The 25518-nt window shown below is 64.4% G+C and carries 18 protein-coding genes; 11 read left to right on the forward strand and 7 right to left on the reverse strand.

Annotation, left to right across the window (positions count from 1 at the left end; genetic code table 11):
• The first annotated feature begins 2 nt into the window (after positions 1-2).
• Positions 3-2546, forward strand: a complete 2544-nt coding sequence (pheT, locus tag ACPFL9_RS08015) for a phenylalanine--tRNA ligase subunit beta (protein ID WP_426006896.1) — start codon at positions 3-5, stop codon at positions 2544-2546.
• 65 nt (positions 2547-2611) lie between these two features.
• Here the strand turns inward: pheT and ACPFL9_RS08020 are convergent, their stop codons facing one another.
• The 3 genes from ACPFL9_RS08020 to ACPFL9_RS08030 all read right to left on the reverse strand — a co-directional run bounded on the left by ACPFL9_RS08020 (position 2612) and on the right by ACPFL9_RS08030 (position 7375).
• Complete coding sequence (locus ACPFL9_RS08020) at positions 2612-3466, reverse strand: acyltransferase (protein WP_426006898.1); 855 nt, start codon at positions 3464-3466, stop codon at positions 2612-2614.
• Positions 3456-5207 (reverse strand): hypothetical protein, encoded by a 1752-nt coding sequence (locus ACPFL9_RS08025; protein WP_426006899.1) that lies wholly within the window; start codon positions 5205-5207, stop codon positions 3456-3458. The genes ACPFL9_RS08020 and ACPFL9_RS08025 overlap by 11 nt, the downstream gene beginning before the upstream one ends.
• A gap of 143 nt (positions 5208-5350) precedes the next feature.
• Entirely contained in the window at positions 5351-7375 is a 2025-nt protein-coding gene (locus tag ACPFL9_RS08030) for a CDP-glycerol glycerophosphotransferase family protein (RefSeq protein WP_426006900.1), read from the reverse strand.
• Between the two features lie 214 nt (positions 7376-7589).
• On the opposite strand from ACPFL9_RS08030, the gene ACPFL9_RS08035 reads away from it, so the two are divergent.
• A complete protein-coding gene (locus tag ACPFL9_RS08035) occupies positions 7590-8321 on the forward strand; it encodes a 4'-phosphopantetheinyl transferase family protein (RefSeq protein ID WP_426006902.1) in 732 nt (243 codons plus the stop codon).
• Here ACPFL9_RS08035 and ACPFL9_RS08040 read toward each other — a convergent pair.
• The 4 genes from ACPFL9_RS08040 to ACPFL9_RS08055 all read right to left on the reverse strand — a co-directional run bounded on the left by ACPFL9_RS08040 (position 8260) and on the right by ACPFL9_RS08055 (position 15892).
• The gene (locus ACPFL9_RS08040) at positions 8260-9591 is read right to left on the reverse strand and encodes a M1 family metallopeptidase (protein ID WP_426006903.1); all 1332 of its coding nucleotides are present in this window, start codon (positions 9589-9591) and stop codon (positions 8260-8262) included. The two genes, ACPFL9_RS08035 and ACPFL9_RS08040, sit on opposite strands and share 62 nt — an antisense overlap.
• Before the next feature lie 64 nt (positions 9592-9655).
• Positions 9656-13621, reverse strand: a complete 3966-nt coding sequence (locus ACPFL9_RS08045; RefSeq protein ID WP_426006905.1) for a Pls/PosA family non-ribosomal peptide synthetase — start codon at positions 13619-13621, stop codon at positions 9656-9658.
• 131 nt (positions 13622-13752) lie between these two features.
• On the reverse strand, positions 13753-14718 hold the full coding sequence (locus ACPFL9_RS08050; protein WP_426006906.1) for a quinone oxidoreductase family protein: 966 nt from the start codon (positions 14716-14718) through the stop codon (positions 13753-13755).
• An 85-nt stretch (positions 14719-14803) separates the two neighbouring features.
• The gene (locus ACPFL9_RS08055) at positions 14804-15892 is read right to left on the reverse strand and encodes a fatty acid desaturase family protein (protein ID WP_426006907.1); all 1089 of its coding nucleotides are present in this window, start codon (positions 15890-15892) and stop codon (positions 14804-14806) included.
• Between the two features lie 164 nt (positions 15893-16056).
• Here ACPFL9_RS08055 and argC point away from each other — a divergent pair, with 164 nt between their 5' ends.
• The 9 genes from argC (at position 16057) to ACPFL9_RS08100 (ending at position 25506) form a co-directional block, all read left to right on the forward strand.
• Positions 16057-17088 (forward strand): N-acetyl-gamma-glutamyl-phosphate reductase, encoded by a 1032-nt coding sequence (gene argC / locus ACPFL9_RS08060; RefSeq protein WP_426006908.1) that lies wholly within the window; start codon positions 16057-16059, stop codon positions 17086-17088.
• The gene (argJ, locus tag ACPFL9_RS08065) at positions 17085-18251 is read left to right on the forward strand and encodes a bifunctional glutamate N-acetyltransferase/amino-acid acetyltransferase ArgJ (protein WP_426006909.1); all 1167 of its coding nucleotides are present in this window, start codon (positions 17085-17087) and stop codon (positions 18249-18251) included. The genes argC and argJ overlap by 4 nt, the downstream gene beginning before the upstream one ends.
• A 9-nt stretch (positions 18252-18260) precedes the next feature.
• A complete protein-coding gene (argB, locus tag ACPFL9_RS08070) occupies positions 18261-19202 on the forward strand; it encodes an acetylglutamate kinase (protein ID WP_426006910.1) in 942 nt (313 codons plus the stop codon).
• Complete coding sequence (locus tag ACPFL9_RS08075) at positions 19199-20467, forward strand: acetylornithine transaminase (protein WP_426006911.1); 1269 nt, start codon at positions 19199-19201, stop codon at positions 20465-20467. Before argB ends, ACPFL9_RS08075 begins: the two co-directional genes overlap by 4 nt.
• Positions 20464-21471, forward strand: coding sequence for an ornithine carbamoyltransferase (gene argF / locus ACPFL9_RS08080; protein ID WP_426006912.1), 1008 nt, complete (start codon positions 20464-20466; stop codon positions 21469-21471). Before ACPFL9_RS08075 ends, argF begins: the two co-directional genes overlap by 4 nt.
• Positions 21471-22010, forward strand: a complete 540-nt coding sequence (locus ACPFL9_RS08085; RefSeq protein WP_426006913.1) for an arginine repressor — start codon at positions 21471-21473, stop codon at positions 22008-22010. Before argF ends, ACPFL9_RS08085 begins: the two co-directional genes overlap by 1 nt.
• 51 nt (positions 22011-22061) lie before the next feature.
• Complete coding sequence (locus tag ACPFL9_RS08090) at positions 22062-23267, forward strand: argininosuccinate synthase (RefSeq protein ID WP_144663087.1); 1206 nt, start codon at positions 22062-22064, stop codon at positions 23265-23267.
• Positions 23267-24682 carry an argininosuccinate lyase gene (argH, locus tag ACPFL9_RS08095; protein WP_426006915.1) on the forward strand — a complete coding sequence of 472 codons (1416 nt, stop codon included), beginning with the start codon at positions 23267-23269 and terminating at the stop codon, positions 24680-24682. The genes ACPFL9_RS08090 and argH overlap by 1 nt, the downstream gene beginning before the upstream one ends.
• Positions 24683-24762: 80 nt before the next feature.
• Positions 24763-25506: a maleylpyruvate isomerase family mycothiol-dependent enzyme gene (locus tag ACPFL9_RS08100; protein ID WP_426006916.1), complete on the forward strand. Its 744-nt coding sequence runs from the start codon at positions 24763-24765 to the stop codon at positions 25504-25506.
• The last annotated feature ends 12 nt before the right edge of the window (positions 25507-25518 follow it).

Here is a 25518-nt window from a genome sequence, read left to right on the forward strand (position 1 = left end):
CAGTGCGTATCCCACTTTCCTGGCTGCGTGAGTTCGCGCAGGTACCGGCCGATGCCACGGCCGAAGACGTCATGGCGGACCTGGTCAAGGTCGGCTTTGAAGAAGAAGCCGTCCACCGGCCCACCGATACCCTGCAGGGTCCGATCGTGGTTGGCCAGGTGCTGAGCCTGGTCAAGGAACCGCAGACCAACGGCAAGACCATCAACTGGTGCCAGGTCCGGGTGGTTCCGGAAGGACAGGAACAGACGCTGACCGGCAAGGGCATCGATCCTTCCGGTGTGCAGGGCATCATTTGCGGTGCCCACAACTTCGTGGAAGGCGACAAGGTAGTGGTGACACTGCCCGGCGCCGTGCTGCCCGGAGACTTCCACATCTCCGCACGCAAGACTTACGGACACCTTTCCGCCGGCATGATCGCTTCCGTGCGTGAGCTCGGCATCGGCGAGGACCACGACGGCATCCTGGTGCTGTCCAGCATCGGCCTCGACCCGGAGATCGGCACGGACGCCATGGAACTGCTGGGCCTCTACGACCAGGCCGCGGAAATCAACGTCACTCCGGACCGCGGCTACGCGTTCTCCATCCGTGGTGTGGCCCGGGAATACGCGCATGCCACCGGCACCACCTTCACTGATCCCGCGTCCAAGGTCACTGCACCGGCCAGCCTGCAGGGTGGTTACGGCGTCAAGCTCAACGACGACGCTCCCATCTACGGCAAGCCCGGATGTGACCGCTTCGTAGCGCGCACGGTCCGTGACGTTGATCCGTCGCGCCCCACGCCGCCCTGGATGTCCTCCCGCCTGCGCCTTGCGGGCATCCGGAGCATCTCGCTTCCGGTGGATATCTCCAACTACGTCATGCTGGAGCTCGGCCAGCCCAACCACTGCTACGACCTCGATAAGCTCTCCGGCGACATCGTGGTGCGCCGCGCCGTGGCGGGGGAGAAGATCACTACCCTGGACGACAAAGAGCGCACTCTCGACGTCGAGGACCTGTTGATCACCGACGACTCCGGTGCCATTGGCATTGCCGGCGTCATGGGCGGCGCCCACACCGAAGTGTCGGACTCCACCACCAACATCCTGGTGGAGGCTGCCCACTTCGACGAGGTGTCGATTGCCCGCTCGCGCCGCCGCCACAAGCTGCCGTCCGAGGCGTCCAAGCGCTTTGAGCGTGGCGTCGACTGGCATGTGGCGAACATTGCCGCGCAGCGCGTCGTCGACCTGCTGGTCGAACTGGCCGGCGGCACCGCCGACGAGACCGGGACCGACGTCGGTACCGCGCCCGATGCCGTCACCATCGAGTTGCCGGCCGACTTCGCCTCGAAGCGCATTGGCATCGACTTCACCGAAGAACAGATCACCACGTCCCTGGTGGACCTCGGTGCTGTCGTAGAGAAGTCCGGAGCCGGCTACATCGTCACGGCACCGAGCTGGCGCAACGACCTCGAAACCAAGGAGGACCTCTCCGAGGAAATCGCCCGCCTGGTGGGCTACGACAACATCCCTGCCACCCTGCCGGTGGCGCCTCCGGGGCGTGGCCTCAGCCGCACCCAGCAGCAAAAGCGGCGCGTCGTCCAGGCCCTTGCCGATGCCGGGTTGACCGAGGTACTGTCCTACCCCTTCGTTACCAAGGCAGCCAACGACACCTTTGGTGTGGCCGTGGAAGGCGCCGGGCGTCCGGCGCTGAAGCTCGCCAACCCGATCAGCGAGGAACACGGCTACCTCCGGACCTCCATCCTCCCGGGCTTGATTGAGGTGGCCCGCCGTAACCATTCGCGGGGCTTCCGCGACCTGGCGCTGTATGAAGCCGGGTCGGTGTTCCTGCCCGGTGAAAAGCTGGGCACCGATTCCATCCCGCCGTTGGGCGTCAAACCCGCCGATGATGTTCTTGAGGGACTGTTCGACGGCGTTCCGCACCAGCCGCTGCACATCGCCGCGGTCCTGACGGGCCATGATTCTCCCGCTGCCGCGACGCACACACCCCGCGCCTGGGATTGGGCAGATGGCCTGGACATTGCACGGCTGATTGGCGATGTCCTCGGCGTGGAGCTCGTGGTGAGCCAGGGAAGCCACCAGGCCTTCCACCCCGGGCGCGCCGCCAAGCTCGCGCTGCGCAGTGGGGAACTGGTGGGATACGCCGGTGAACTGCACCCGAAGCTGCTGGCCGCGCAGGACATGCCGGCCCGGTCCGTTGCCGTAGAGGTCGACGTCGACGTCCTCTTCCAGGCTGCCGCAGACGTGATTGTGGCCAAGCACATCTCCGGGTTCCCCGTGGCAACCCAGGATGTCGCCCTGGTGGTTCCGCAGGAGGTGCCGGCAGACGATGTCCTGGCAGCCCTCCGGGAAGGTGCGGGGGAACTGCTGGAAGACGTGGCCTTGTTCGATGTCTACCAGGGTGCAGGGATTGAAGAGGGCAGGAAGTCGCTCGCGTTCGGACTCCGGTTCCGGGCAGGGGACCGCACCCTGACGGCGGACGAAGCCTCCGAAGCCCGGGCGGCGGCTGTGGCTGTCGCTGCCGAAAGGTTCGGAGCCGTCCAGCGCTGATCAAACGCTGTGTGTGGAAAATATCCCCGGAACCTCCTGGTTCCGGGGATATTTTCTTTCCCCCTTTAGATGAAGAAGCGGTTTTTGGCAGTCATGCTGTCGAGCCGATGGCACCATTCCGAGCGTTCGGCTCCTGATGCCGCTGAGTCCAATTGGCTCAGGAGGACGTCCGGGTCCAGGACCTCCGGATCGTGGCTGTAGACAAACCGGTCGTCCGGAAAAACGGAACTTCGATCCGTTTGCGCCTGGCTGAACCCGTGAACCGAAGGCCTCGTCCAAAAGATGCCGGAGCCTACGACTTTGGCGGGGACGCCGGCCAAGGTCGAGTTCGATGGCATGCTTTTGGTGACCAGCGCCCGCGCCGCCAGGATGCTGCCCGACCCGACCCGGGCACCTTTGAGCAGCAGCACATCCTCGCCGAGCCATACGTGGTCTCCCACCCAAATGGATTCGCTGGGATTCAGCCGTTGACGATCGTGGACGGAATAGATGAGGTGTGGGTCGGCAGTCCGGAAGACGACACGGGATGAAAACATGGCATCGCTGCCAATGATGACGTGTTTACGTTCGGTTGGCAGGAAGCGTGCCTCGGACGTGAACGAGGCTCCCGGGCCGAGGTAAAGCACCGAATCCTCGAAGACGGTCGCCACCACTCGCAGGTGCCGCGGAGAACGGCGAAGGTGGATGACGGAGTCATTGCCCAGGAATCTCAGCCTGGAATTGCGCAGTTTGACGCCGTCTTCGACATACAGGGTATTTCCCGTGCCCACAAACTCCACCAGCGATGCCTGGAACTCTGATCCGGCCGCCGGGTTGAGGTGCACCGTGTTGTGTCGGATTCCAGGGACATCCGCATAGGAGCGGATCACTTGGCTGCCTTGGCTGGTGGTTTGGGTGGGTGCCTCGCCCCTAGTAGACATGTGCTGCCATTTCCCCGATGGCCGACGCGTCGTCCGCAGTGGTCGCCATGACGGTGCTATGCGGCCAGTCGACGCGCTGGAGGGCTTCTGCGGCCTCGGTGAGGGGCTCAACGTCGTGGAGCACCATGAGCAACCGCTGTGCACCCGAGGCGATGACGAACCTCAAAGCCAGGAGCTCCGCCAAATCCCACCCATCCAAGAGCTCCACCACAGCAATGTGTGATGCCCTGTGTGTTCCCCGATCGATTGGGATCATGGAGACGTCGGAGTCGATGTCAGCGACAAAATGGAGCTCCATGGTGTCACCATCCGCGTTCGCCTTGGTGCTCCGATACGAGGAGCGGCTGAGTTTATCACCGTCCAGGAGCGCATACGACCTGGTCTGCTTCGCTTCGAGGTCCAATGGCGTCGAGGAGGGATCCAAGCGGTCATCGTGCCCTGCAGCCACGACACCCTGCGGAAGGCGACCCGTCCAGGTGGTTCGTGTGGGTTCAATTGCTACGACCGCAGAGAGTGCATCGAGGGGATCATAGGCTGGGAAAAGCCGCTGGTTGTGGTTCGTGTACTTCACGAAATTGTAGGAGTGGTCAGTCATCAATTGCCGGAAGCGTGTCTTTCCCAGCCATCCCTCGATGAACCAGTTCGCCGTACCGATTGTCGATCCGGTCTGGTCCAGGCGGGCCTGCAGTTGGACCCCATGCTCCTGGGGAAGGACCCGCACGTTTTCACACGAGAAGGAGCGGTGTTGTGGACCATGAAGGAACTCGCGGATGAGGCCGAGCATCGCAGGGAGGGCTGCACGGGCAACCTCCGAATGCCCTCCGTCAATCCGGTACTTGGTGAGGTGCGGGACATCCTTGACGAGTTCGATGAGTGAGTGATTGCTCAGTTCGTCCGAGTTGGTATAGAAGTAGTCGATGGTCCGGCCCTCCCTGAAGTACTGACGCAGGTTGTCTTCAGGCTGGACCATGCGGCGAAGGGGGTCGCTGAGGAAAAGGTTGTTACGGAAAAACGGCTTGTTGAAGTAATACGGCAGGTTCATTTGTGGGACCGCGATCAGCAGGCGGGCCGCCGGAAAGTGTTGCGCATACTGGATGGCGATACTGCCGCCCTTTGAAGCGCCGAAGAACAGCATCTCCGCAGGGTCGATGTCGAAGCGCGTCCGCAGTTCCTCGATGGCGCGGTTGATGCGGTCGAAAAGCGGGCGGCCGGCATTGTCCGTCATCATGTAGGACCCGGCCGGCAAGTAGCGGTCCTGGAAACACACCATAAGGGTGTCCTTGAGGTCGTGCGCCGTAAGGTCCTTGAGATAGCTGACTGCGTAGGAGATCCGTGATGTGGAAGGACCGAAACCGGGGAAGGTGATCAGTATTTTCTTCGGATTGACCTTGTTTCCACGCAACGAGTAGTAGATGTCCCCGTGCTGTTCCACTCCGTATTGCTGGTCGTACTTCAGCTGCTGGGGAGTGGTGAAGGCTCCCCGCCCGATCGCCAGGTGGTACGGGGTATCGATGTCAAGGGAAAACCGGGCTGGATCCTTTGACGTGACAATGATGTTCCGATACTCCAGCGGAAAGCCACGGGCCGGGGGTTCAATGAGGTTTCCGTAGACAACCTCCCGGTCCTGGAGCAGCCGGAAGGCCTTGCCCTGGTGCTCTTGCCACTGAGGGAGTGTCAGCTTGGCGAAGTACGTCCCCGGTGGAAGGCTTTCCGAGGCAAGTCGTCGGATGCTGCCTTCCATATTCTTTGCCTCCATCAATCGCCGCACAGGTGCGTTTTCTGATGAGGCCAGGACTTTCCGGGCAATGTGCGTGCCGGAGGGTGAATATGCCGCCTTCACCATTAATCCGCGGATGGTCCGCTTAATGCGTCGAATTTCCTTCATTAGAGACTCAGCATCCTCTCTACGATCTTCGCATTGATTCTTGTGGGGTCGACTCCCTGGAAAAAGCGCTCACGGCGTTTTTCAAAGTGCTTTTCCGGGCGAAGGTATTGCTCCTGCACGATATGCGTGATCAATTGGTCGTGCTCCGTCACCACGGGCCCCAGGCCGTCCTGCAGGTAATCGACGCGGCCCTCGTAGGGCTGGTCGCGGAAAAATTCCGGGGCGTCCCAGTGATAGTAGGCAATGGGTGTGCCCATGAAGGCTGCATCCAGCACGGCCGAACTGTAATCAGTGAAGACCATCTCCGCTGAGGCAATCGCTTCCCGGTAGCTCAAGCCGGACCTGATGACGTTCTTCGAGAAGCTGAACTGGCTGGACCTCTTTTCCACGTTGGGGTGGAGTTTCACCTGCAGGGTCCGGCCCGTGTCCTCAAGGAATTCGAGCAGCGCTGGATCTGTCAGGACAGCATCGATGGCACGGAAGTACCCGGAGCGGGCGAAAAGTTCAGTGGATGCCTGGTGGAGGTTGAAACGCCAGGTCGGCATGAAGAGCAAATGTTGGGGCGCCGTTCCTTCCCGGGCCAGGGCTTCGAACCGGGGAAGACCCGAATTGAGGGTTTCGGCCGGCGCTATCCCGCGCATGTAGTCGGCCTCGAGTTGGCCCGTGGTCACAAAGACATCAAAGTATTTGGAAAGAACCCAGTCCGTCATGTCATTGAGTTGAATGCCGTGCTGCAAATACATGAACCGTGAATTGGCAAAGGACTTGCCCTTGTACCTGATGTTGTAGATTTGCGATGAGACGACGAGGTCGGAGATCAGGAACTTCTCATAGAACTCCGCTGTGAAAATCGGGATGAGCTTGAAGCCTTTTCCGCTCAGCCGTTCCCAATCCGGTGATTTCGGATTCAACGCAAAGCAGGCTTCGGTGAATTCCGGGTGCTTCGTGGTGAAGTATTCGTAAAGGTGCTCGGCGTTGTCGTCGGCCTGTAGCGGTCGGTCGAAGAAGATGATGGTGGACGACGGCGTAATGGGCCGGCTGTAGAAGTCGTAGCTGTCTGCCTGGGAATAGCCCGGGCGGGATTCCCTGGGCCTATAGGACTTGTGGATGGTTACGGTGTCGCCTCCGAACTGCAAACTGTACAGGGGGATCCGGGGTCCCGGTGGGGTGCGGCCTTCCGCGAAATCCAGGTAGGCGTCGCACTCGCTGAGCTGCTTGTAGAGGAAGGAGGTGACCTCCGGCGTCACCAGCCACTGAATCCATAAGGCTTCGACGGGTTGCAGGGGCTCAACCCAGGTGAGCTGCTCTGCCAGCCGGTACGTGTGGATGAGGTCCCGGAGGTGCGCCAAACTGACGTTCCCGGCTTTTTGGGCGCGCATGCCCCGAAGGTAGAGCGCAAGGTAGCGGGTCAGATGAAGGCGCATTTGCTTGGAAGCAAGAGGAATCAACGGAACCAGGCGGCTGGTTTCCGGAGCCACCTGCAGGCCAATCGCTGCCTTGGTATCCGAAGCGACCGAGAAGCCGGTTTTTTGAGGTTTGACCTCCGCGATGGACCAGTACAGCCGGTAGGCCAGATAAAGTGCCGACCTGTCGACATCGCCAACGGCCTCCAAGGCGTCCTGGAGGCGGCGGACGTTGAAAGCGATACCGAAGATGTCTGTGTCGCGGGCGTACTGGTAGGCGTCGTCGATCTTCGTTGTCTCAACATTGTTTGGCAGGGCTCCGGTGTAGATCACGGGCTCAGCAAGATACACCGAACGTGTACGGAGATACTCGACCATGGTGGTGACGTACGACGCCGAGACCTGGTGTGAGGCCTTCAGGAACACGACGTACCTGGTCTCGATGGATTCGCAGATACGTGCCACGCTGCCTGTGGTCAGCGGCTCCCGGACGTGGTGAAGTACGAACAGGTTCTCATACCTGAGCCTTGCGGCAACGATGCGCCTGTAGAGAACCGATTCGCGATCGAGGCCCTCCTCAGCCTCCAAAACGATGGTGAGCAGGGGTTCCGTAACTGGCATGTGAGTCCTCAGCGAAAGTACCTGGGCGGCGGTTCCACAACCTGCGGAACGTCACCCTTGTTATTGGTCATATGAAGCTGAGTGGGTTGACATCCGGAATCGTGACGCGATTTTCGGCAGAAACTTCACTCCGCGAAGCATCATGGGCCACCGGACCCCGCGGATGATCCCGATAGCCTTGGTGTGGGAACCATCTGGAAAATGTGGAGGTCGCGTGGGCAGCGAGGTGACGAAGGGGAGCCCGGTCCTGGAACTGCAGAGGCTGGGCGACGTGTCTGTTCCCGGCGACAGCCTCCAGCGACTGGGGGCCCCGGCCCGGCGCCGTGCCCTCAGGTTCGCCGGATCCAAGGACCGTGAAGAGTTCATTGCCGGGCGGATCGCCGCGCAGCGCTACGCCGCGTCGCTCCTCGAGGTGGACCCGATCCGGCTCACGCCGGCATACGATTGCCCGCAGTGCGGACCCGGGCAGGATCACGGCCGCCCAGGGTTCATGCTCGACGGCGGTCCGGCGCCTTTGGTGCTTAGCGCCTCCCGGGCGTCGGGCTGGGTGCTGCTGGCCGCCGTCGTACGTCCGCCCTGCGGAACCCTGCTGGGAGTGGACCTTGAGAGCGTCTCTGCTGCCGCTTACAAGGGCTTTGACGACGTCGCCCTGACGCCCCGGGAACGGGACGCTGTGATCCGGTTGCCCGCAGCGGAACGCAATACCGGCCGGGCACGGCTCTGGGCACGGAAGGAAGCCTGGCTGAAGATGACCGGTGAAGGGCTCCGCCGGGACCCGGCCGGACTCGACGTGCTGGACCGGAACGGCCTGAGTGATCTGGTGCTTCCTGCAGGGATGGAAGGGCTCGTTGCAGCGCTGGCCCTCAGCCATGCCCCGGAAGGTGTCAGGGAAGGGGCGGAAGCGCTGCCTCGTAGAGCCATGGCTGCAGGAGGGCTTCCGGGTTGATTCCCGGGATGAAGGAACCGGCCGCTGTGACGAACGCCTCCGTGGAAACTGAGCCATGGCGGTTGGTGGCAGTCCAGTGCTGAAGGAACCCGAAAAAGGCTTCGTCCCCTGCAGCGACCCGCAGGGCGTGCACGGCAAGGGCACCCCGCTTGTAGACCCGGTCGTCGAACATGAGTTCCGGTCCCGGGTCACCTACCAGGAGGTCCTGCGCGGACACTTGCAGCCTCTTCCATGCCGCCGCGGCGCGCTCTGCCACGGGCATGGTTCCGGACTCTTCGGACCAGAGCCACTCGGCGTAGCAGGCGAAACCTTCGTGCAGCCAGATGTCCTTCCACGTGCCCGCGGTCAGGGAGTTTCCAAACCATTGATGGGACAGCTCGTGGGCAATCAGACGCTGGGCCTCCCACGTGTCGCGCATGTGGTTGCGTCCGAAGATGGACAGGGTTTGGGCTTCCAGGGGGATGTCGAGTTCGTCCTCCGTGACAACTGACGTGTACTCCGTGAACGGATACGGCCCAAAGCAATCCTCGAAGGTCCGCATCATGTCAGGCTGGCGTCGAAGACCGTGGCGTGCTTCTTCCGACCTGGCGGCCGTGACCGCGGCGAACTGGGGCACGCGGTGGTGGGTGTCGTCCGGGTTGAGGGGGACCATCACATAGCGGCCGATCTGGAGGGTGGCGAGGTATGTGGCCATGGGAACGTTGTGTTCGTAGACCCAGGTTTCCCGGCTGGACTTGCGGGTCCTGGAGATGAGCTGTCCGTTGCAGACGGGCCGGTAGTTTTCGTCCGTGGTGACAGAAATGAGGAACGTGGACTTGCTCCGTGGATGGTCGTTGCAGGGGAACCAGGATGCGGCACCATTGGGCTGGCCCGCAACCAGCACGCCGTCGTTGAGTTCCTCCCAGCCGACTTCGCCCCAAAGCCCTTTGCGTGGCCGGGGGATGCCGTCGTACTTGATGTCCAGCAGGAAGGTCTGTCCCGGTTTCAGCGGCGCGCCGGCGGTCACCACGAGGTGTTCTGCCCTGTGGGAGAACTTTTGCACCTTCCGGCCGTCAAGCGACACCTTGGAAGCCCGCAGTCCCACGAGATCCACCAGCAGGGTATTGCCGGGTTCCAGCGCGGTGCAGTGAAGCAGTGCCCGGCCCGTCAGCCTGTTGCTTGCCAACCTGACGTCCAGGTCCAGTTCGTACCGGTCCACGCGGTACCCTGTGCTGCCGTGACCCAGGGCGTATTGGTCGGCTGTGCTTGGCGTCGTACTGGGTGCGGTCATGGAATTCGGGGACCTCAATCCTGTCTGGCTCGTATGACCGGTGCCGGGTTCCGGTCCGTTCAATCTACTTCAGCCGGCCGGCCGGAGCCGAAGGACCCACCCACGGGCTCACGGGATTTCCCATCCAATACGTTCCGGCGGGAACGGTCTCCCCGCGCATCACCAACGACGCCGGGCCTACGGTTCCGCCATCGCCGATGCTCGCTGCGGGCAGGATGACCCCGTGCGGGCCCATGGTGGCACCGGCACCGAGGGTCACTGAGTCGATGCTCATGACGCGGTCGTGGAACAGGTGCGTCTGGACCACGCAGCCCCGGTTGACCGTGGAATTTTCGCCGAGGCTCACCAGGTCCGCTTCCGGAAGCCAGTAGCTCTCGCACCACGTTCCGCGGCCTATCTTGGCACCGAGTGCGCGCAGCCACCACACCAGGGCAGGGGTTCCCGCGGCCGATCGGGCAAACCACGGCGCGCTGACCATTTCAACGAAGGTGTCCACTACCTCATTGCGCCAGATGAATGAGCTCCACAGCGGATGTTCGCCGGCGCGGATTGTTCCCACCAGGACCCATTTGGCCACGACGGAACTGAGCGCCGCCACAGCCCCGGCTGCCAGCAGCACCACACCACCCAGGATGGCGGCCACCCAGTAACCCCAACCGCGGGCCAGCCAGTCGAGGGCAAGCATCACACCGGCGGCGATGGCGACCGTGAGGATCACCGGCACCAAACGGCACAATTCCCAGAGGGCCCTGGCTGCTTTGAGCCTTAGTGGCGGCTGGAAGGTGCGTGACTGGTCAGCGTCGACGGCGGTACGCCGCAACCTGACCGGCGGGCTGCCCAGCCATGACGTCCCGGACTTGGCCTTGGCAGGCGTGGCCGACAGCACGGCCACCAGGGAGTTCTTGGGCACGTTTCGGCCGGCGGCCGTCATGCCGGAATTTCCCAGGAAGGACCGTTTGCCGATCTTGGCGGGCGCGATCTTCATCCAGCCACCGCCCAGTTCGTAGGATGCCACCATGGTGTCGTCGGCCAGGAAAGCTCCGTCGCCGATCGTGGTCATGCGTGGGACCAGCAGCACCGTGGAGGCCTCGACGTTCTTGCCCACCTTGGCTCCCAGGAGCCGGAGCCAGACCGGAGTGAAAAGACTGGCGTAGATGGGGAACAGGAGGTCGCGGGCCATGTCCAGCAACCGCTCTGTGGCCCAGACCTGCCAGCCGGTCCGGCTACGGACACGGAAATACCCTTCCTTGAGCCCCAGGCCCAGGAGCCGGGCAAAAACAAGGATGAGGACGAGGTTGGAAAAGAACCACACGAGTGCGGCCAACGGCAGTGCCGCGGCAAGCTGGGGCAACGCATCGCCCAGGGAAGCACGTCCGCGAATGAAAGCGAGCACCACAGCGGCGGCAACGCCGGCTGAGACGTACGGGATCAGGGCGAGCAACGCCGAGGCGCCTGCAAAGGCCGACAACCACAACCTGTCCACGAACGGGCTGCGCGCGGAAGACTCCGGCCATTCCTGCTTGGCTTTGCCCCGGCGCCCGGCGGGAGAACCAGCCACGAGGTGGCCGGCCTTGACCTTGCCCAGCACGGCCGAGCCTGCCTCCACGTGGGCTCCGGCGCCAATGGTGGCTCCGGGCATGAGGGTGCTGCGCGAACCGACCACGGCGCCCGCGCCGACATGGATCTGGCCGATATGCACCGAATCGCCATCCACCCACCAGCCGCTCAGGTCGACCTCGGGCTCGATGTTGGCCCCGCTGCCCAGTGACAGCAAGCCGGTAACCGGCGGCAGGGAGTGCAGGTGGACGTCTTTGCCCACCTTGGCACCGAGTGCCCTGGCGTAATACGGGACGAAGGGAGCGCTGGCCAGGCCAATGGCGCCCGAAAGGTCCTGGATCTGCTCCGCCAGCCAGAGGCGCAGATGCGTTTTGCCCGAGCGCGGGTACGTCCCGGGCCGGACCTTGCCGAGCAGGAGGCGCGCGGCCGCCACGGAGATGGCCATCCGGCCCCACGGGCTGACGAACACCAGCCAGGACGCCGCGATCCACCACCAGGACACGGCCGGCGCCAGGATGAATCCTGCGAAGTCGGCCAACAGCCTGTTGGCCGCCATGAGGTAGGTCAGCCACCGCATGCCCACCAGAATGTGCAGGGGTGCGCCCATGAGGACCTGGAAGACCTGGGACTTGCGGGCGGTGGGCCGGACGGAGCGTTCGGCTGCGGGTCCAGGCACCTGTCCCTCCGGGACTGACTGCCGGGCAGCATCGATAAGAGCACCCACACGCGGGGTGGCGTAGATATCGGCCACCGTGATGGTGGGGTACCGGACACGCAGTGCGGACACCAGTTGGGCAGCTGCCAGGGAGCCGCCGCCGTAGGCAAAGAAGTCGGCGTCGAGGGATCCCACGGCGCTCCCAAGGATCGACTCCCACTGTTCCACTACCCATAGGGCGTCCTCCGGCAGGTCCAGGGGCTCGCTCCCGGCGTCGGGAGCCGCATCCGCCAGTGGCCATGGCAAGGCGTTCCGGTCAACTTTTCCGCTGGTCTTGGTGGGCAGGTTGTCCACCACCGTCAGGAGCGGAATCAGTGCGGCCGGAAGGCTGTCGGCAAGGAGTTCGCGGGCTGCGCCCAGATCCACCGCCGTTCCATCGGAGGGCGCGAGGTAACCGACCAGGATCTGGTTTCCCGCCGCCGTCGTTTGGACGGCTGCCGCAGCACCGGCAATGCCTGGCAGCGACTGCAAGGCGGCATCCACCTCGCCGAGTTCAATGCGTCGTCCGCCAAGCTTCACTTGTTCATCAGCGCGGCCCATGAAAACCAGGCCCTCCGCTTCATAACGGACAAGGTCGCCGGAACGGTACGCGCGATTCCACCCCAGGGTGGGCATCGGGGCGTACTTTTCGGCGTCTTTGGCCGGGTCCAGGTAGCGGGCGAGGCCCACGCCACCGATGATAAGTTCGCCGATCCCGCCTTCAGGCACGGGCATCCCGGCTGAATCCACTACTGCGAGGTCCCAGCCGTCCAGGGGCAGGCCGATCCTGACGGGGCCGGAGCCGCCCAAGGGCGCGGCGCAGGCCACCACGGTTGCCTCCGTGGGGCCGTACGTGTTCCACACCTCGCGGCCATCGACGGCCAGCCGCTCGGCAAGTTCGGGAGGGCACGCCTCCCCGCCGAAAATCAACAGCCGGACGTTTTCCAGGGCTTCAGCAGGCCACAGGGCCGCCAGGGTAGGCACCGTGGACACTACTGTGATGCCGTGGTTGATCAGCCATGGTCCCAAATCCATTCCCGTGCGGACCAAGGCCCGCGGAGCAGGCACCAGGCAGGCGCCGTGACGCCACGCCAGCCACATTTCCTCGCAGGATGCGTCAAAGGCGACGGAAAGTCCGGCCAGCACCCTGTCCTGGGGGCCGATGGGTTCTGATTGAAGGAAGATTCGTGCTTCCGCGTCGACGAAAGCCGCGGACGAGCGGTGTGTCACGGCCACGCCCTTGGGTGTACCGGTGGAACCTGATGTGAAGATGATCCAGGAGTCGTCATCCAGCCCCGGCTTAGCAGCTGCGGTGATGGGCGGACGTGAACCTCCCTGCGGAACGCCGGCCATCTGCAGGGACAGTCCGGGGCCCGCTACTGCACCTGCCTTGGCTTCGCCGAACACCAACCGCGCCCGTTCGTCCGGGTCATCGGCGTCGACCGGCACGTACGCCGCCCCCGCCATCAGGATGCCAAGGATCGCGATATAGAGCTCATTGGTGCCGGACGGTATCCGGACCCCCACCTTGTCGCCCCGGCCCAGCCCTGCGGCGTTGAGCTTTCCGGCGAAGGAGCGGACTGCTGCCAGCAATTGCTCATAACTCAGTGATGCATGGCCATCGTCCAGGGCCGAAGCCTCAGGGAAGGACGCAGCGGTTGCCTCAAGGATGTCCACCAGGGTGCGCGCGGGCGGGGCTGCGGCCAAACCGGGAAGCTGGGGCCGGTGCGTGGCCAGGGCAGGGGCGGACCCGTGCCCGGCAGGTTCTTCGACTCTCACGACTACAGCTTTACCGCGAAAGGTAAACAAAAGGTGTCGGACGTTTCCCGCGCTTCATACTGCGTTGTTTCTGAGTTCACCGGCCCGTTGCCGCGTGTTCTGCCGGACCGAATTGTTCGGCTCCCGGCCGGTCAGGGAACCAACAGGACTTTGCCCGTGGTGCGGCGGCCCTCGAGATCGCGGTGGGCTTGAGCGGCCTCGGCCAGCGGGTACGTGGCACCGACCCGTACGGACAGCGTGCCGTTGGCTGCTGCCTCGAAGATTTCGGTGGAACGCCAACGCCGCTCATGGGTGTTCTGCACGAAGTGCCCCATGGTGGGCCGGGTCAGTGTCAGGGAGCCGCCGGCATTCAGCCGCTGTGGGTCGAAGGGCGGAACGGGGCCCGAGGCTGCCCCGAACAGGACCATGGCCCCGCGGATCCTCAGGCTCCTCAGGGAGTCGTCGAACGTATCCCTGCCCACGCCGTCGTAGACCACATTGACACCTTCTCCGTCGGTGAGTTCGCGGACTTTGTCCGCAAAGCCGTCGTAACGGAGGACTTCATCCGCCCCGGCCTCCTTGGAAAGGGCGGCCTTTTCATCCGAGGAAACCGTGGTGAAGACCCGCGCGCCCCTGGCTTTGAGCAACTGTGTCAGCAGCAATCCCACGCCACCGGCACCGGCATGCAGGAGGACCGAGTGTCCTGGTTCCACGCGGAATGAGGAGTTCATGAGGTAGTGGGCCGTGATTCCCTGCAGGGGCAGGGCTGCGGCGGTGTGGTCGTCCACGCCGTCCGGAACGGGGAGTGCCTTGGGCGCGTCCACCAGGATGTAGTCGGCATAGGTCGCGGCGGCCTCGGCGGTAGCAACCCGGTCGCCCGCGGCGAACTCTTCCACACCCTCACCAAGGGCCTCCACCGTCCCCGCGGCTTCTGCTCCCGGAGTGAAGGGATACTCCACCTTGTAGATGCCGCTGCGCTGGTAGGTCTCGATGAAGTTGACACCGGCGGCTGCGACTTTGACCAGCAATTGTCCCGGGCCGGGTTTCGGCGGCTCAACGGAGGCGTATTCGAGGACTTCCGGTCCTCCGGGCTGCCGGGCAACGATGGCGTGCGTCATGGTGGCTCCTCACTCCGGGACGGTCCTTCCAATGCCCGGTTCCAGATTCCATCCTAGGGAGGAGGCAGCCGTCAGTGTGAAACCCTCAGCGCCGTCCGTGCGTCGCAGCGACCGGACAATCGAAGCCGCGCCCGGCGGCGAGGCCCACCTCATTGAGGTACCTGACCACGATTCCGTACGACTGCGGCAGAGTGGTCTCCGTGTAGGGAATCGAGTGCTTGCCACAGAAAGCGCGGACGATTCCGGCAGCACGGTGAAGCTGCGGCCGGGCCATGTCAGGGAAGAGGTGGTGTTCCACCTGGCGGTTGAGGCCGCCCAACAGGAAGTCCATGAACCGTCCGCCGGAGATGTTGCGGGATGTCAGGACCTGGCGGCTGAGGAAGTCCGCGCGGCTGTCTGACGGCAGAACGGGCATGCCCTTGTGGTTGGGGGCGAAGGAGGCGCCCATGTAGAACCCGTACACCATGATCTGCACGCCGAGGAAAGCGAAAGCCATGCCGATGGGCAGGAACGTGAAGGCGAGGACCGGCAATGCGGCGAGGCGGGTGACGAGGATGGGGGTTTCCACCCAGCGGTGGCGAACCTTGTGCTTGCCGAAGATAAAGCGCAGTGAATCGAACTGCAGGCTGAGACCCAGGAGCGTAAGGAGGGGGAAGAAGAACCAACCCTGCTTGCGGGTGAGGAACGCCAGGCGTCCTTTACGCTCCGCCGCAGCCTCTTGATAGAAGACCAGGGCGTTGTTCCGGATGTCCGGGTCTTTGGAAATGACATTGGGGTGGTTATGGTGGGCGCCATGCTTCTGTTCCCACCAAGAGTAGCTGATGCCGGCAACGCCTGTGGCGAGCAGCCGCGCGGACCAGTCGTTGGCGCGGCGTGAGGCGAAGATTTGCTTATGGCCCGCCTCGTGCGCCAGGAAGCTCAACTGGGTGCAGAAGATCCCCAGCGCAGCAGCGATCAGGAGTTGGTACCAGGAGTCGCCGATCAGCGCGAAGCCGAGCCACGTGCCGGCCATGAGGAGCATGAGGGCGACAAAAAGCCAGATATAGAACCCGGTCCGCCGCTCAAGGAGCCCGGCCGCTTTCACGCTCTTCAGAAGTTCTGAATAACTGTGGACTACCGGATTGGGTTGGATGATGCGCGCCTTGGGGCGATCGGAAATGGATGTGGGTGCCATGAAGGTGTGCCCCGTATCGCTCACGGGCAACGTTGCAGCCGACGTTCGGACTGCACGGTCTGGATCACCCTGTATCCAGCATACGCCCCACGGGCGCGGTAGGCCCGAATGACTGAATGCATAAATATCAGCAACCATGAATAGTTTTGCTGTATGGTGGAGGCATGACTATTTCTGTTGCCGTCTCCGGTGCCAGCGGCTACGCCGGGGGAGAAGTGCTGCGCCTGCTGGCGAACCATCCCAACGTCACCATCGGCGCGATCACCGCGCACAGCAACGCCGGTTCCAGACTAGGGGAGTTGCAGCCGCATCTCCATGGTTTGGCCAGCCGGATTCTGGAAGACACCACCGTTGAGAACCTGTCCGGTCACGACGTCGTTTTCCTTGCCTTGCCGCATGGAGCCTCTGCCGACATCGCCGCGCAGTTGCCGGAAGGAACAGTAGTCATCGACGCCGGCGCAGACCACCGCCTGCAGGACGCCGCGGCGTGGGAAAAGTTCTACGGCTCCGCCCATGCGGGCACCTGGCCCTATGGCCTGCCCGAGCTCCCGGGCCAGCGCGACGCCTTGAAAGGCGCCAAGCGCATCGCCGTACCCGGCTGCTACCCGACGTCGGCCCTGCTGGCCTTGACGCCCGGGTTCGCCAACAACCTTTTGCTGACCGACGACGTCGTCATTGTTTCCGCATCCGGAACCTCGGGCGCAGGCAAGGCAGCCAAGGTCAACCTGATCGGTTCCGAAGTCATGGGGTCCATGAGCCCGTACGGCGTGGGTGGCGGGCATCGCCACACGCCCGAAATCGAGCAGGGTTTGTCCAACGCCGCGGGGGAACCGGTGACGGTGTCTTTCACTCCGACCCTCGCGCCCATGAGCCGCGGAATCCTTACGACGGCCACTGCCAAGGTTGGGCACGGCGTCACCGCCTCCGAGCTCCGCCAGGCCTGGGCCGACGCCTACGACGACGAACCGTTCGTGCACCTGCTGCCGGAGGGCCAGTGGCCCTCCACCAAGTCGGTCCAGGGGTCCAACCACGCAGTGATGCAGTTGGCCTTCGACGGCCACACAGGTCGCGTCATCGTTACGTGCGCCATCGACAACCTCACCAAGGGAACTGCCGGCGGTGCCGTGCAGTCCATGAACATTGCCCTCGGCCTGGATGAAACCGCCGGCCTGAACCTGCAGGGAGTTGCACCGTGACCATTACCGCCCCCAAGGGATTCAGGGCCGCCGGCATCAAGGCCGGGATCAAGGCTTCCGGCAACCCTGACCTCGCCCTCGTCGTCAATGACGGTCCGCTGAAGGCCGCTGCCGCGGTCTTCACGTCCAACCGGGTGGCCGCAGCCCCTGTGCACTGGTCCCGCCAGGTGGTCACCGATGGCCGCGTTGATGCCGTCGTGCTGAACTCCGGTGGCGCCAACGCCTGCACCGGTCCGCAGGGTTTCCAGAACACCCATGCCACGGCCGAGAAAGTGGCAGAAGCGCTGGGAGTCTCAGCTTCCGACGTCGTGGTTTGCTCTACCGGCCTGATCGGCGAGCAGTTGCCCATGGACAAGATCCTCCCGGGCGTCGAGGCGGCCGCCAGGGAGCTCAGTGAGGACGGCGGCAGCGCCGCAGCCACTGCGATCATGACCACCGACAGCGTCTCCAAGGAAGCCGTGTTCACCGGAAAGGACGCCGAAGGCAAGACATTCACGGTCGGCGGTATCGCCAAGGGTGCCGGCATGCTCGCTCCCGGTTTGGCAACCATGCTGGTGGTCCTCACCACCGACGCCGAGGTGCCGGCCAACGAGCTCGACGTCGTCCTTCGCGACGCCACGCGCGTCACCTTCGACCGCGCCGACTCCGACGGCTGCATGTCCACCAACGACACCGTGGTGCTGCTCGCCTCGGGCGCGTCCGAAGCGCTGCCGTCCGCGCAACAGTTGAGCGAGGCCGTAACTTCCGTCTGTGCCGAACTGGCGCGCAAGCTGATCGGCGACGCCGAGGGTGCCAGCCACGACATCGCCATCCGGACCTTCAACGCGGCCAGCGAACGCGACGCGGAGATCGTCGGGCGCTCCGTGGCCCGCTCCAACCTCTTCAAGGCAGCCATCTTCGGCAAGGACCCCAACTGGGGCCGGGTGCTCTCTGCAGTCGGCACTACCGACGCCATCTTTGAGGCAGACCAGCTGAACGTATCCATGAACGGCGTCCAGATCTGCCGCAATGGCAGCATCGGCGACGACCGCAACCTTGTAGACCTGGAACCGCGCGAAGTCCTCGTGGAAATCGACCTCCAGGCCGGCGACGCAGAGGCCACCATCTGGACCAACGACCTCACGCACGACTACGTGCATGAGAACAGCGCGTACTCGAGCTAAGGGATGACGATGACTGCGCATACCCGCGAGAACACGTCCATGAGCGACGCCCAGGACAAAGCCGGGACCTTGATCGAGGCGCTGCCCTGGATCCAGCGCTTTGCCGGAACCACCATGGTGATCAAGTACGGCGGCAACGCGATGGTGAATGACGACCTTCGCCGAGCCTTCGCCGAGGACATCGTGTTCCTCCACCACGTTGGCATCCACCCCGTGGTGGTCCACGGCGGAGGACCGCAGATCAACTCCATGCTGGGACGGCTCGGCATCGAATCCGAATTCAAGGGCGGCCTGCGCGTCACCACACCCGAAGCCATGGACGTCGTCCGGATGGTCCTCACCGGGCAGGTTGGCCGCGAGCTGGTTGGCTTGATCAACTCCCACGGTCCGTATGCCGTGGGCATGTCAGGCGAAGACGGTGGGCTTCTCCGTGCGGTTCGCACCGGCACTGTGGTGGACGGCGAGGAAGTGGACCTTGGCCTGGTTGGCGAAGTGGTTGGCGTTGATCCCGCCGGGATCAAGGACATCCTCGACGCCGGCCGCATCCCCGTGATTTCCACGGTAGCCCCCGAAATCACTGAGGAGGGCAACGGCTTCCAAACCACCGGCCAGGTCCTCAACGTCAATGCGGACACCGCCGCGGCTGCGGTTGCGTCAGCCTTGGGGGCCTCCAAGCTCGTCATCCTCACCGACGTGGAGGGCCTTTACGCCAACTGGCCCGACAAGTCATCGCTGATTTCCTCCCTGACGGCATCGGAGCTCCGTGACATGCTGCCCCGCCTGGAATCCGGCATGATCCCCAAGATGGCTGCCTGCCTGAAGGCCATCGACGAAGGCGTGGAACGCGCCCACATCGTGGACGGCCGCCTGCCGCACTCCATGCTGTTGGAAACCTTTACGACGGCGGGCATCGGCACCCAGGTAGTACCGGACGAGGACGTGAACGCATGAGCACCGAACTGAGCCATACAGCCGAGTCTGCCGCCACCGCGCTGGTAGCCCAGAGCTCCGGCGCCGACTGGCTGGCCCGCTACTCCTCGTCCCTCATGGGCGTCTTCGGCACCCCGCAGCGGGTCCTGGTCCGCGGCGCGGGCTCGTTGGTTTGGGATGCCGACGGCAAGGAATACCTCGACCTCCTCGGCGGCATCGCAGTGAACGCACTGGGCCATGCCCACCCGTTCGTTACCTCGGTCATTTCCAGCCAACTGGCCACGCTGGGGCACGTATCCAATTTCTTCACGAGCCCAACGCAGATCGCGCTCGCAGAGAAACTGTTGGCCATCAGCAACGCCCCGGCAGGTTCGAAGGTCTTCTTTGCCAACTCCGGCACCGAAGCCAACGAGGCCGCCTTCAAGCTGGCCCGCCGGAATAACGCCGACGGCACGCGGACCAAGATCATCGCCCTTGAGGGTGCTTTCCACGGCCGGACCATGGGAGCGTTGGCGTTGACAGCCAAGGAGGCGTACCGCGCACCGTTCGAGCCTCTGCCCGGTGGCGTGGTCCACATCCCGTTCGGCGACATCGAGGCCCTGCGTGCCGCCGTCGACGATTCCACCGCGGCCGTGTTCCTGGAACCGATCCAGGGTGAAGCGGGCGTCCGGCCCCTCAGCGCCGAATACCTGAAGGCTGCACGCGAGGCCACCACAGCCGCCGGCGCACTGCTGATCCTCGACGAAGTCCAAACAGGTATTGGCCGGACCGGCAAGTGGCTGGCAAGCGAAGACGCCGGAATCGTTCCCGACGCCGTCACCCTCGCCAAGGGTCTCGGCGGCGGCTTCCCGATCGGCGCCCTGCTGACGTTCGGAAGTACGACGTCGGCCCTGCTCACCGCCGGGCAACACGGCACCACTTTCGGTGGAAACCCGGTGGCAACGGCCGCTGCGCTGGCCACCCTGCACGCGATCGAAAGCCAGGGCGTGCTGCACCATGTGCAAGCCGTGGGCGAGTACCTGCGTGCCGGTATCGCCGCCGTCGAGGGTGTTACCGAGGTCCGCGGTGAAGGTCTGCTGATCGGCTTCGATGTCGACGCGGAGATCGCCCCCGCCATGGTGACCGCCGGCCTTGAGGCAGGCTTCATCATCAACAGTCCCGGTCCCCGGACCATCCGCCTGGCGCCGCCGCTCATCCTGACCACCGAACAGGCTGACCGTTTCCTGGCAGCCCTGCCTGACCTGATCGCTACGGCCACCGCCACCACCGCTAAGGACGCACAGTGACAACTTCCACCAGCACCCGGCACTTCCTGAAAGACACAGACCTCACTCCGGCCGAGCAGGCTGAGGTCCTGGAACTGGCAGTACGCATGAAGGCTGCCCCGTACAGCGTCCAGCCGTTCGCCGCGGAGGGCGCAGGGCGTCAGACGGTCGCCGTCATCTTCGACAAGACCTCCACCCGGACCCGCGTGTCATTTGCTACGGGGATCGCCGACATGGGTGGCAACGCCCTGATCATCAACCCCGGTGAAGCCCAGATCGGCCACAAGGAGTCCGTGGAGGACACCGCAAAGGTCCTGGAGCGCATGGTCTCCACCATCGTGTGGCGCACCGGCGCCCACGCGGGCCTGGTGGCCATGGCGGAGAACTCCAAGGTGCCCGTCATCAACGCGCTGTGCGACGACTACCACCCTTGCCAGCTCCTGGCCGACCTCCTGACCGTCAAGGAGCACAAGGGCGAACTCGCCGGACTGACCATGGCCTACCTGGGCGATGCCGCCAACAACATGGCGAACTCGTACCTGCTGGCCGGCGTCACGGCGGGAATGCACGTCCGGATTTCCGGTCCGGAGGGCTACCTTCCGGCCGCTGACATCGTGGCCGCGGCGGAAGAACGGGCTGCCGAAACCGGTGGGTCCGTGCTGATCACGAGCGACGCTGCCGAGGCCCTCAAGGGTGCCGACGTCGTGGCCACCGACACGTGGGTGTCCATGGGCCAGGAAGCGGAGAAAGAAGCCCGCCTTCAGTTGTTCCGCCAGTACTCCGTGGATGAGGCCGCCATGGCACAGGCAGCGCCGGACGCGGTCGTCCTCCACTGCCTCCCGGCCTACCGCGGTTATGAGATTTCGGCAGGCGTTATCGACGGCCCGCAGTCCATCGTCTGGGACGAGGCCGAGAACCGCCTGCATGCCCAGAAAGCACTGATGGCCTGGCTCATGCACAGGTCCGGCCTGGCTTTCGTCGACGGCCTTGCACCCGTCGAGGGAACCGGCGAGAGCACGTTCTAGTGTCCACCAACCCTTCGGTTCCGGGTGTAAGCCCGGCCACCAAGACGGCCCGTCAGGCGCGCATCACCGCGATCCTGACGGGGGAGTCCGTCCGTTCCCAGGCAGAGCTTGCAGCCCTGCTGGCGGACGACGGCGTCCAGGTCACCCAGGCCACGCTGTCGCGTGACCTCGTGGAACTTGGCGCCGTCAGGGTCCGTGGCAAGGACGGCGCGCTGGTCTACGCGGTTCCCGGCGAAGGGGGAGACCGCAACGCCAAGAGCGGTGTGACCCAGGAAATCCTCGATGCCCGGCTCACCAGGCTGTGCGGGGAACTGCTGGTGACTGCGGAGGCCTCGGGCAACATTGTGGTGCTCCGGACACCGCCGGGGGCTGCAAACTTCCTGGCGCTTGCGATCGACCACTCCGTGATGCCGTCGGTATTGGGTACGATCGCAGGCGACGACACCGTGATGTTGGTTTCCCGGGATCCCGGCGGCGGCGCGGAACTCGCGGCCCGCTTCCTGCAATTGGCCGAGGAAGCCGGCCCCGCAGCCAACTGATTTTCTTCAAGCATTAGATACGCAACACGCAACAACCAAAGGAGCACTCTCGTGACTGAGCGCATTGTTCTGGCCTACTCCGGTGGCCTCGATACGTCCGTAGCCATCGGCTGGATCGGTGAAGCCACCGGCGCCGAGGTCATCGCTGTGGCCGTCGACGTTGGACAGGGCGGCGAGTCCCTGGAGACCATCCGCCAGCGCGCCCTCGGCTGTGGCGCCGTCGAGGCTTACGTTGCCGATGCCCGCGACGAGTTCGCCAACGAATACGCGATGCCCACCCTCAAGGCGAATGCCCTCTACCAGGGACACTACCCGCTGGTCTCGGCCATCTCCCGCCCCGTCATCGTCAAGCACCTGGTCAAGGCTGCCCGCGAATTCGGTGCCACCACCGTCGCACACGGCTGCACGGGCAAGGGCAACGACCAGGTCCGCTTCGAAGTGGGCATCCAGACCCTCGGCCCGGACCTGAAGTGCATCGCACCTGTCCGCGACCTCGCCCTCACCCGTGACAAGGCGATCGCCTTCGCCGAGGAAAAGGGACTGCCGATCGAGACCACCAAGAAGAACCCGTACTCGATCGACCAGAACGTCTGGGGACGCGCCGTCGAGACCGGCTACCTCGAGGACATCTGGAACGCACCCACCAAGGACATCTACGACTACACCGCCACCCCGGAATTCCCGCCGGCACCGGATGAAGTCACCATTTCCTTCCAGGCCGGTATCCCGGTAGCGATCGACGGCGTGAAGGTCACCCCGCTGCAGGCCATCCAGGAACTGAACCGCCGTGCCGGCGCCCAGGGCGTGGGCCGCATCGACGTCGTCGAGGACCGCCTGGTTGGCATCAAGTCCCGCGAGATCTACGAAGCTCCCGGTGCCATGGCCCTGATTACCGCGCACAAGCACCTGGAAGATGTCACGATCGAGCGCGAGCAGGCCCGCTTCAAGGCAACGGTCGGCCAGCGCTGGGCCGAGCTTGTCTACGACGGACAGTGGTTCTCCCCGCTAAAGCGTTCCCTGGACGCCTTCATCGAGGACACCCAGAAGTACGTCTCCGGCGACATCCGCATGGTCCTCCACGGTGGCCAGGCCATCGTTAACGGCCGCCGTTCCGACACCTCGCTGTACGACTTCGACCTCGCCACCTACGACACCGGCGACACCTTCGACCAGTCCATGGCCCGCGGCTTCATCGAGCTGTGGGGCATGTCGTCCAAGGTCGCCTCGGGCCGCGACCTGCGGGTTGCTGGGGAATAATGACGTCGGCAACTAACGAAGGCGCACTCTGGGGCGGCCGGTTCGCCGGTGGCCCTGCGGACGCGCTGGCCGCACTGAGCAAGTCCACGCATTTCGATTGGCGGCTGGCCCGCTACGACATCGCCGGTTCCAAGGCGCACGCCCGTGTGCTGGCCAAGGCCGGCTTGTTGGATGACGCCGAGCTCGAAGGCATGTTGGCGGCGCTCACGCAGCTGGATGAAGACGTCGCGAGCGGCGCCTACCTTCCTGCTGAGAGCGACGAGGATGTACACGGCTCGCTGGAACGTGGCCTGATCGAGCGGGCTGGCGCCCAACTGGGCGGCAAGCTCCGTGCAGGCCGTTCCCGCAACGACCAGGTGGCGACGCTGGGCCGGATGTTCCTGCGTGACCACGCCCGGATCATCGCCCAGGGTGTCCTCGCGACCATCGATGCGCTGGTGGAGCAGGCCAAGGCCCACCAGGGCGTGGCCATGCCGGGCCGCACGCATCTGCAGCATGCGCAGCCGGTCCTGCTGAGCCACCACCTGCTGGCCCACGCGTGGGCTCTGCTGCGCGACGTCCAGCGTCTCCAGGACTGGGACAAGCGTGCCGGTGTGTCACCGTACGGCTCGGGTGCCCTGGCGGGTTCCTCGCTGGGACTGGATCCTGAGGCGGTCGCTGCGGATCTGGGCTTCTACTCGGCGGTCCACAACTCGATCGACGGCACTGCTTCCCGCGATGTTTTTGCCGAGTTCGCCTGGGTGTGCTCCATGATCGGCGTTGACTTGTCCCGGATCTCCGAGGAAGTCATTTTCTGGGCGACCAAGGAGTTCTCCTTCGTCACGCTGCACGACTCGTACTCCACGGGCTCCTCGATCATGCCGCAGAAGAAGAACCCGGATGTTGCCGAGTTGGCCCGCGGCAAGGCAGGCCGCCTGATCGGCAACCTGACCGGCCTGCTGGCAACGCTCAAGGGGCTGCCGCTCGCGTACAACCGCGACCTGCAGGAGGACAAGGAACCGGTGTTCGACGCCGCCGACACCCTGGAGCTGCTGCTTCCGGCTGTGTCCGGCATGATCGCCACGCTGACGTTCAACCGTGAACGCCTGGAATCCTTGGCACCGCAGGGCTTCGCCCTGGCCACCGACATTGCCGAATGGCTCGTCCGCCAAGGCGTGCCGTTCCGGGAGGCCCACGAGCTCTCCGGCGCTGCCGTGAAGCAGGCCGAGAGCCGCGGCGTGGAGTTGTGGGACCTGACGGACGAAGAGTATGCAACGATTTCGGAGCACCTGACTCCCGAAGTCCGCAGTGTCCTCAGTACCGAAGGTTCGCTCAACAGCCGCAACTCGCAGGGCGGAACGGCACCAGCCGCCGTCGAACGCCAACTCCAGGCGCTTGAAGCGGAACTGGAGGCTGCGCGCACGTACGCGGCGTAACGGAGTTCGAAAGCTGGGCGGGATGGTGCCAACGGGTGCCATCCCGTCCTGCTTTTTATTGTCTGCGTTAGCATGGCGCTATGACCCCGATCACAGCTGAGACGCTGCCCGCAGAGCTTCACAAAGCCGCCGGCACCGTCACCCGCCTTTTGGCCAAGATGGACGATTCCTCCGTCACCGAGCCCTCCAAACTTCCGGACTGGACGCGCGGCCACGTGCTGGCGCACCTCGCCGGAATCGCCAATGCCATGGCGCGGCAGTTGGAGTATGCGCGGCGCGGCGAACAGATCGAACTGTACGACGGCGGCATGGAAGGCCGCACGAAGGCCATCAACCTCGCGGCGGGCCACAGCCTTGCTGAACATACTGCCTCTGTCACCACGGCTGTGGAATCGGCTGTTGCAGCCTTCGATGCGTTGGAGCCTGGCGACTGGCAGGCGCGGATCAGCTACCGGGACGGAACCGTGCTCGACGGCGGCCTGGCGTTGTGGCGGGAACTCACCATCCATGCCGCGGACTTCGGATTGGGCTTTGGACCGGAGACCTGGAGCCGTCCGTTTTGCGAGCACCTCTTCGGCTTCCTGGAGGCACGTGTGCCGGGGGAGTACAGGTTCGTCCTGCAGCCCACCGGACTGCCTCCGCTGACCTTGGGCTCCGGCGGCACGTCCATTGCCATCACTGGCATGCTGACGGACATTGCTGCCTGGCTCGCAGGCCGTGAGCCGAGCCTCGGTTCGCTCCGCGCTACGGCAGCGGCGGACGGCGTGGACCTGCCGGAACTCCTGCCCTGGCCGGCCGGCGTCCCCGCCCAGCCAACCCACTGACCCTCTCTCACC

The organism is Paenarthrobacter sp. NyZ202 (assembly GCF_049860755.1).
In the GTDB taxonomy this organism is placed as follows: Bacteria; Actinomycetota; Actinomycetes; order Actinomycetales; family Micrococcaceae; genus Arthrobacter.

Coding starts and splice junctions, on each gene's coding strand:
- ACPFL9_RS08020 (WP_426006898.1), bottom strand. CDS start 3,466: ATGTCTACTAGGGGCGAGGCACCCACCCAAACCACCAGCCAAGGCAGC.
- ACPFL9_RS08025 (WP_426006899.1), bottom strand. CDS start 5,207: ATGGAAGGCAGCATCCGACGACTTGCCTCGGAAAGCCTTCCACCGGGG.
- ACPFL9_RS08030 (WP_426006900.1), bottom strand. CDS start 7,375: ATGCCAGTTACGGAACCCCTGCTCACCATCGTTTTGGAGGCTGAGGAG.
- ACPFL9_RS08040 (WP_426006903.1), bottom strand. CDS start 9,591: ATGACCGCACCCAGTACGACGCCAAGCACAGCCGACCAATACGCCCTG.
- ACPFL9_RS08050 (WP_426006906.1), bottom strand. CDS start 14,718: ATGACGCACGCCATCGTTGCCCGGCAGCCCGGAGGACCGGAAGTCCTC.
- ACPFL9_RS08055 (WP_426006907.1), bottom strand. CDS start 15,892: ATGGCACCCACATCCATTTCCGATCGCCCCAAGGCGCGCATCATCCAA.
- argC (WP_426006908.1), top strand. CDS start 16,057: ATGACTATTTCTGTTGCCGTCTCCGGTGCCAGCGGCTACGCCGGGGGA.
- argB (WP_426006910.1), top strand. CDS start 18,261: ATGACTGCGCATACCCGCGAGAACACGTCCATGAGCGACGCCCAGGAC.
- ACPFL9_RS08075 (WP_426006911.1), top strand. CDS start 19,199: ATGAGCACCGAACTGAGCCATACAGCCGAGTCTGCCGCCACCGCGCTG.
- argH (WP_426006915.1), top strand. CDS start 23,267: ATGACGTCGGCAACTAACGAAGGCGCACTCTGGGGCGGCCGGTTCGCC.
- ACPFL9_RS08100 (WP_426006916.1), top strand. CDS start 24,763: ATGACCCCGATCACAGCTGAGACGCTGCCCGCAGAGCTTCACAAAGCC.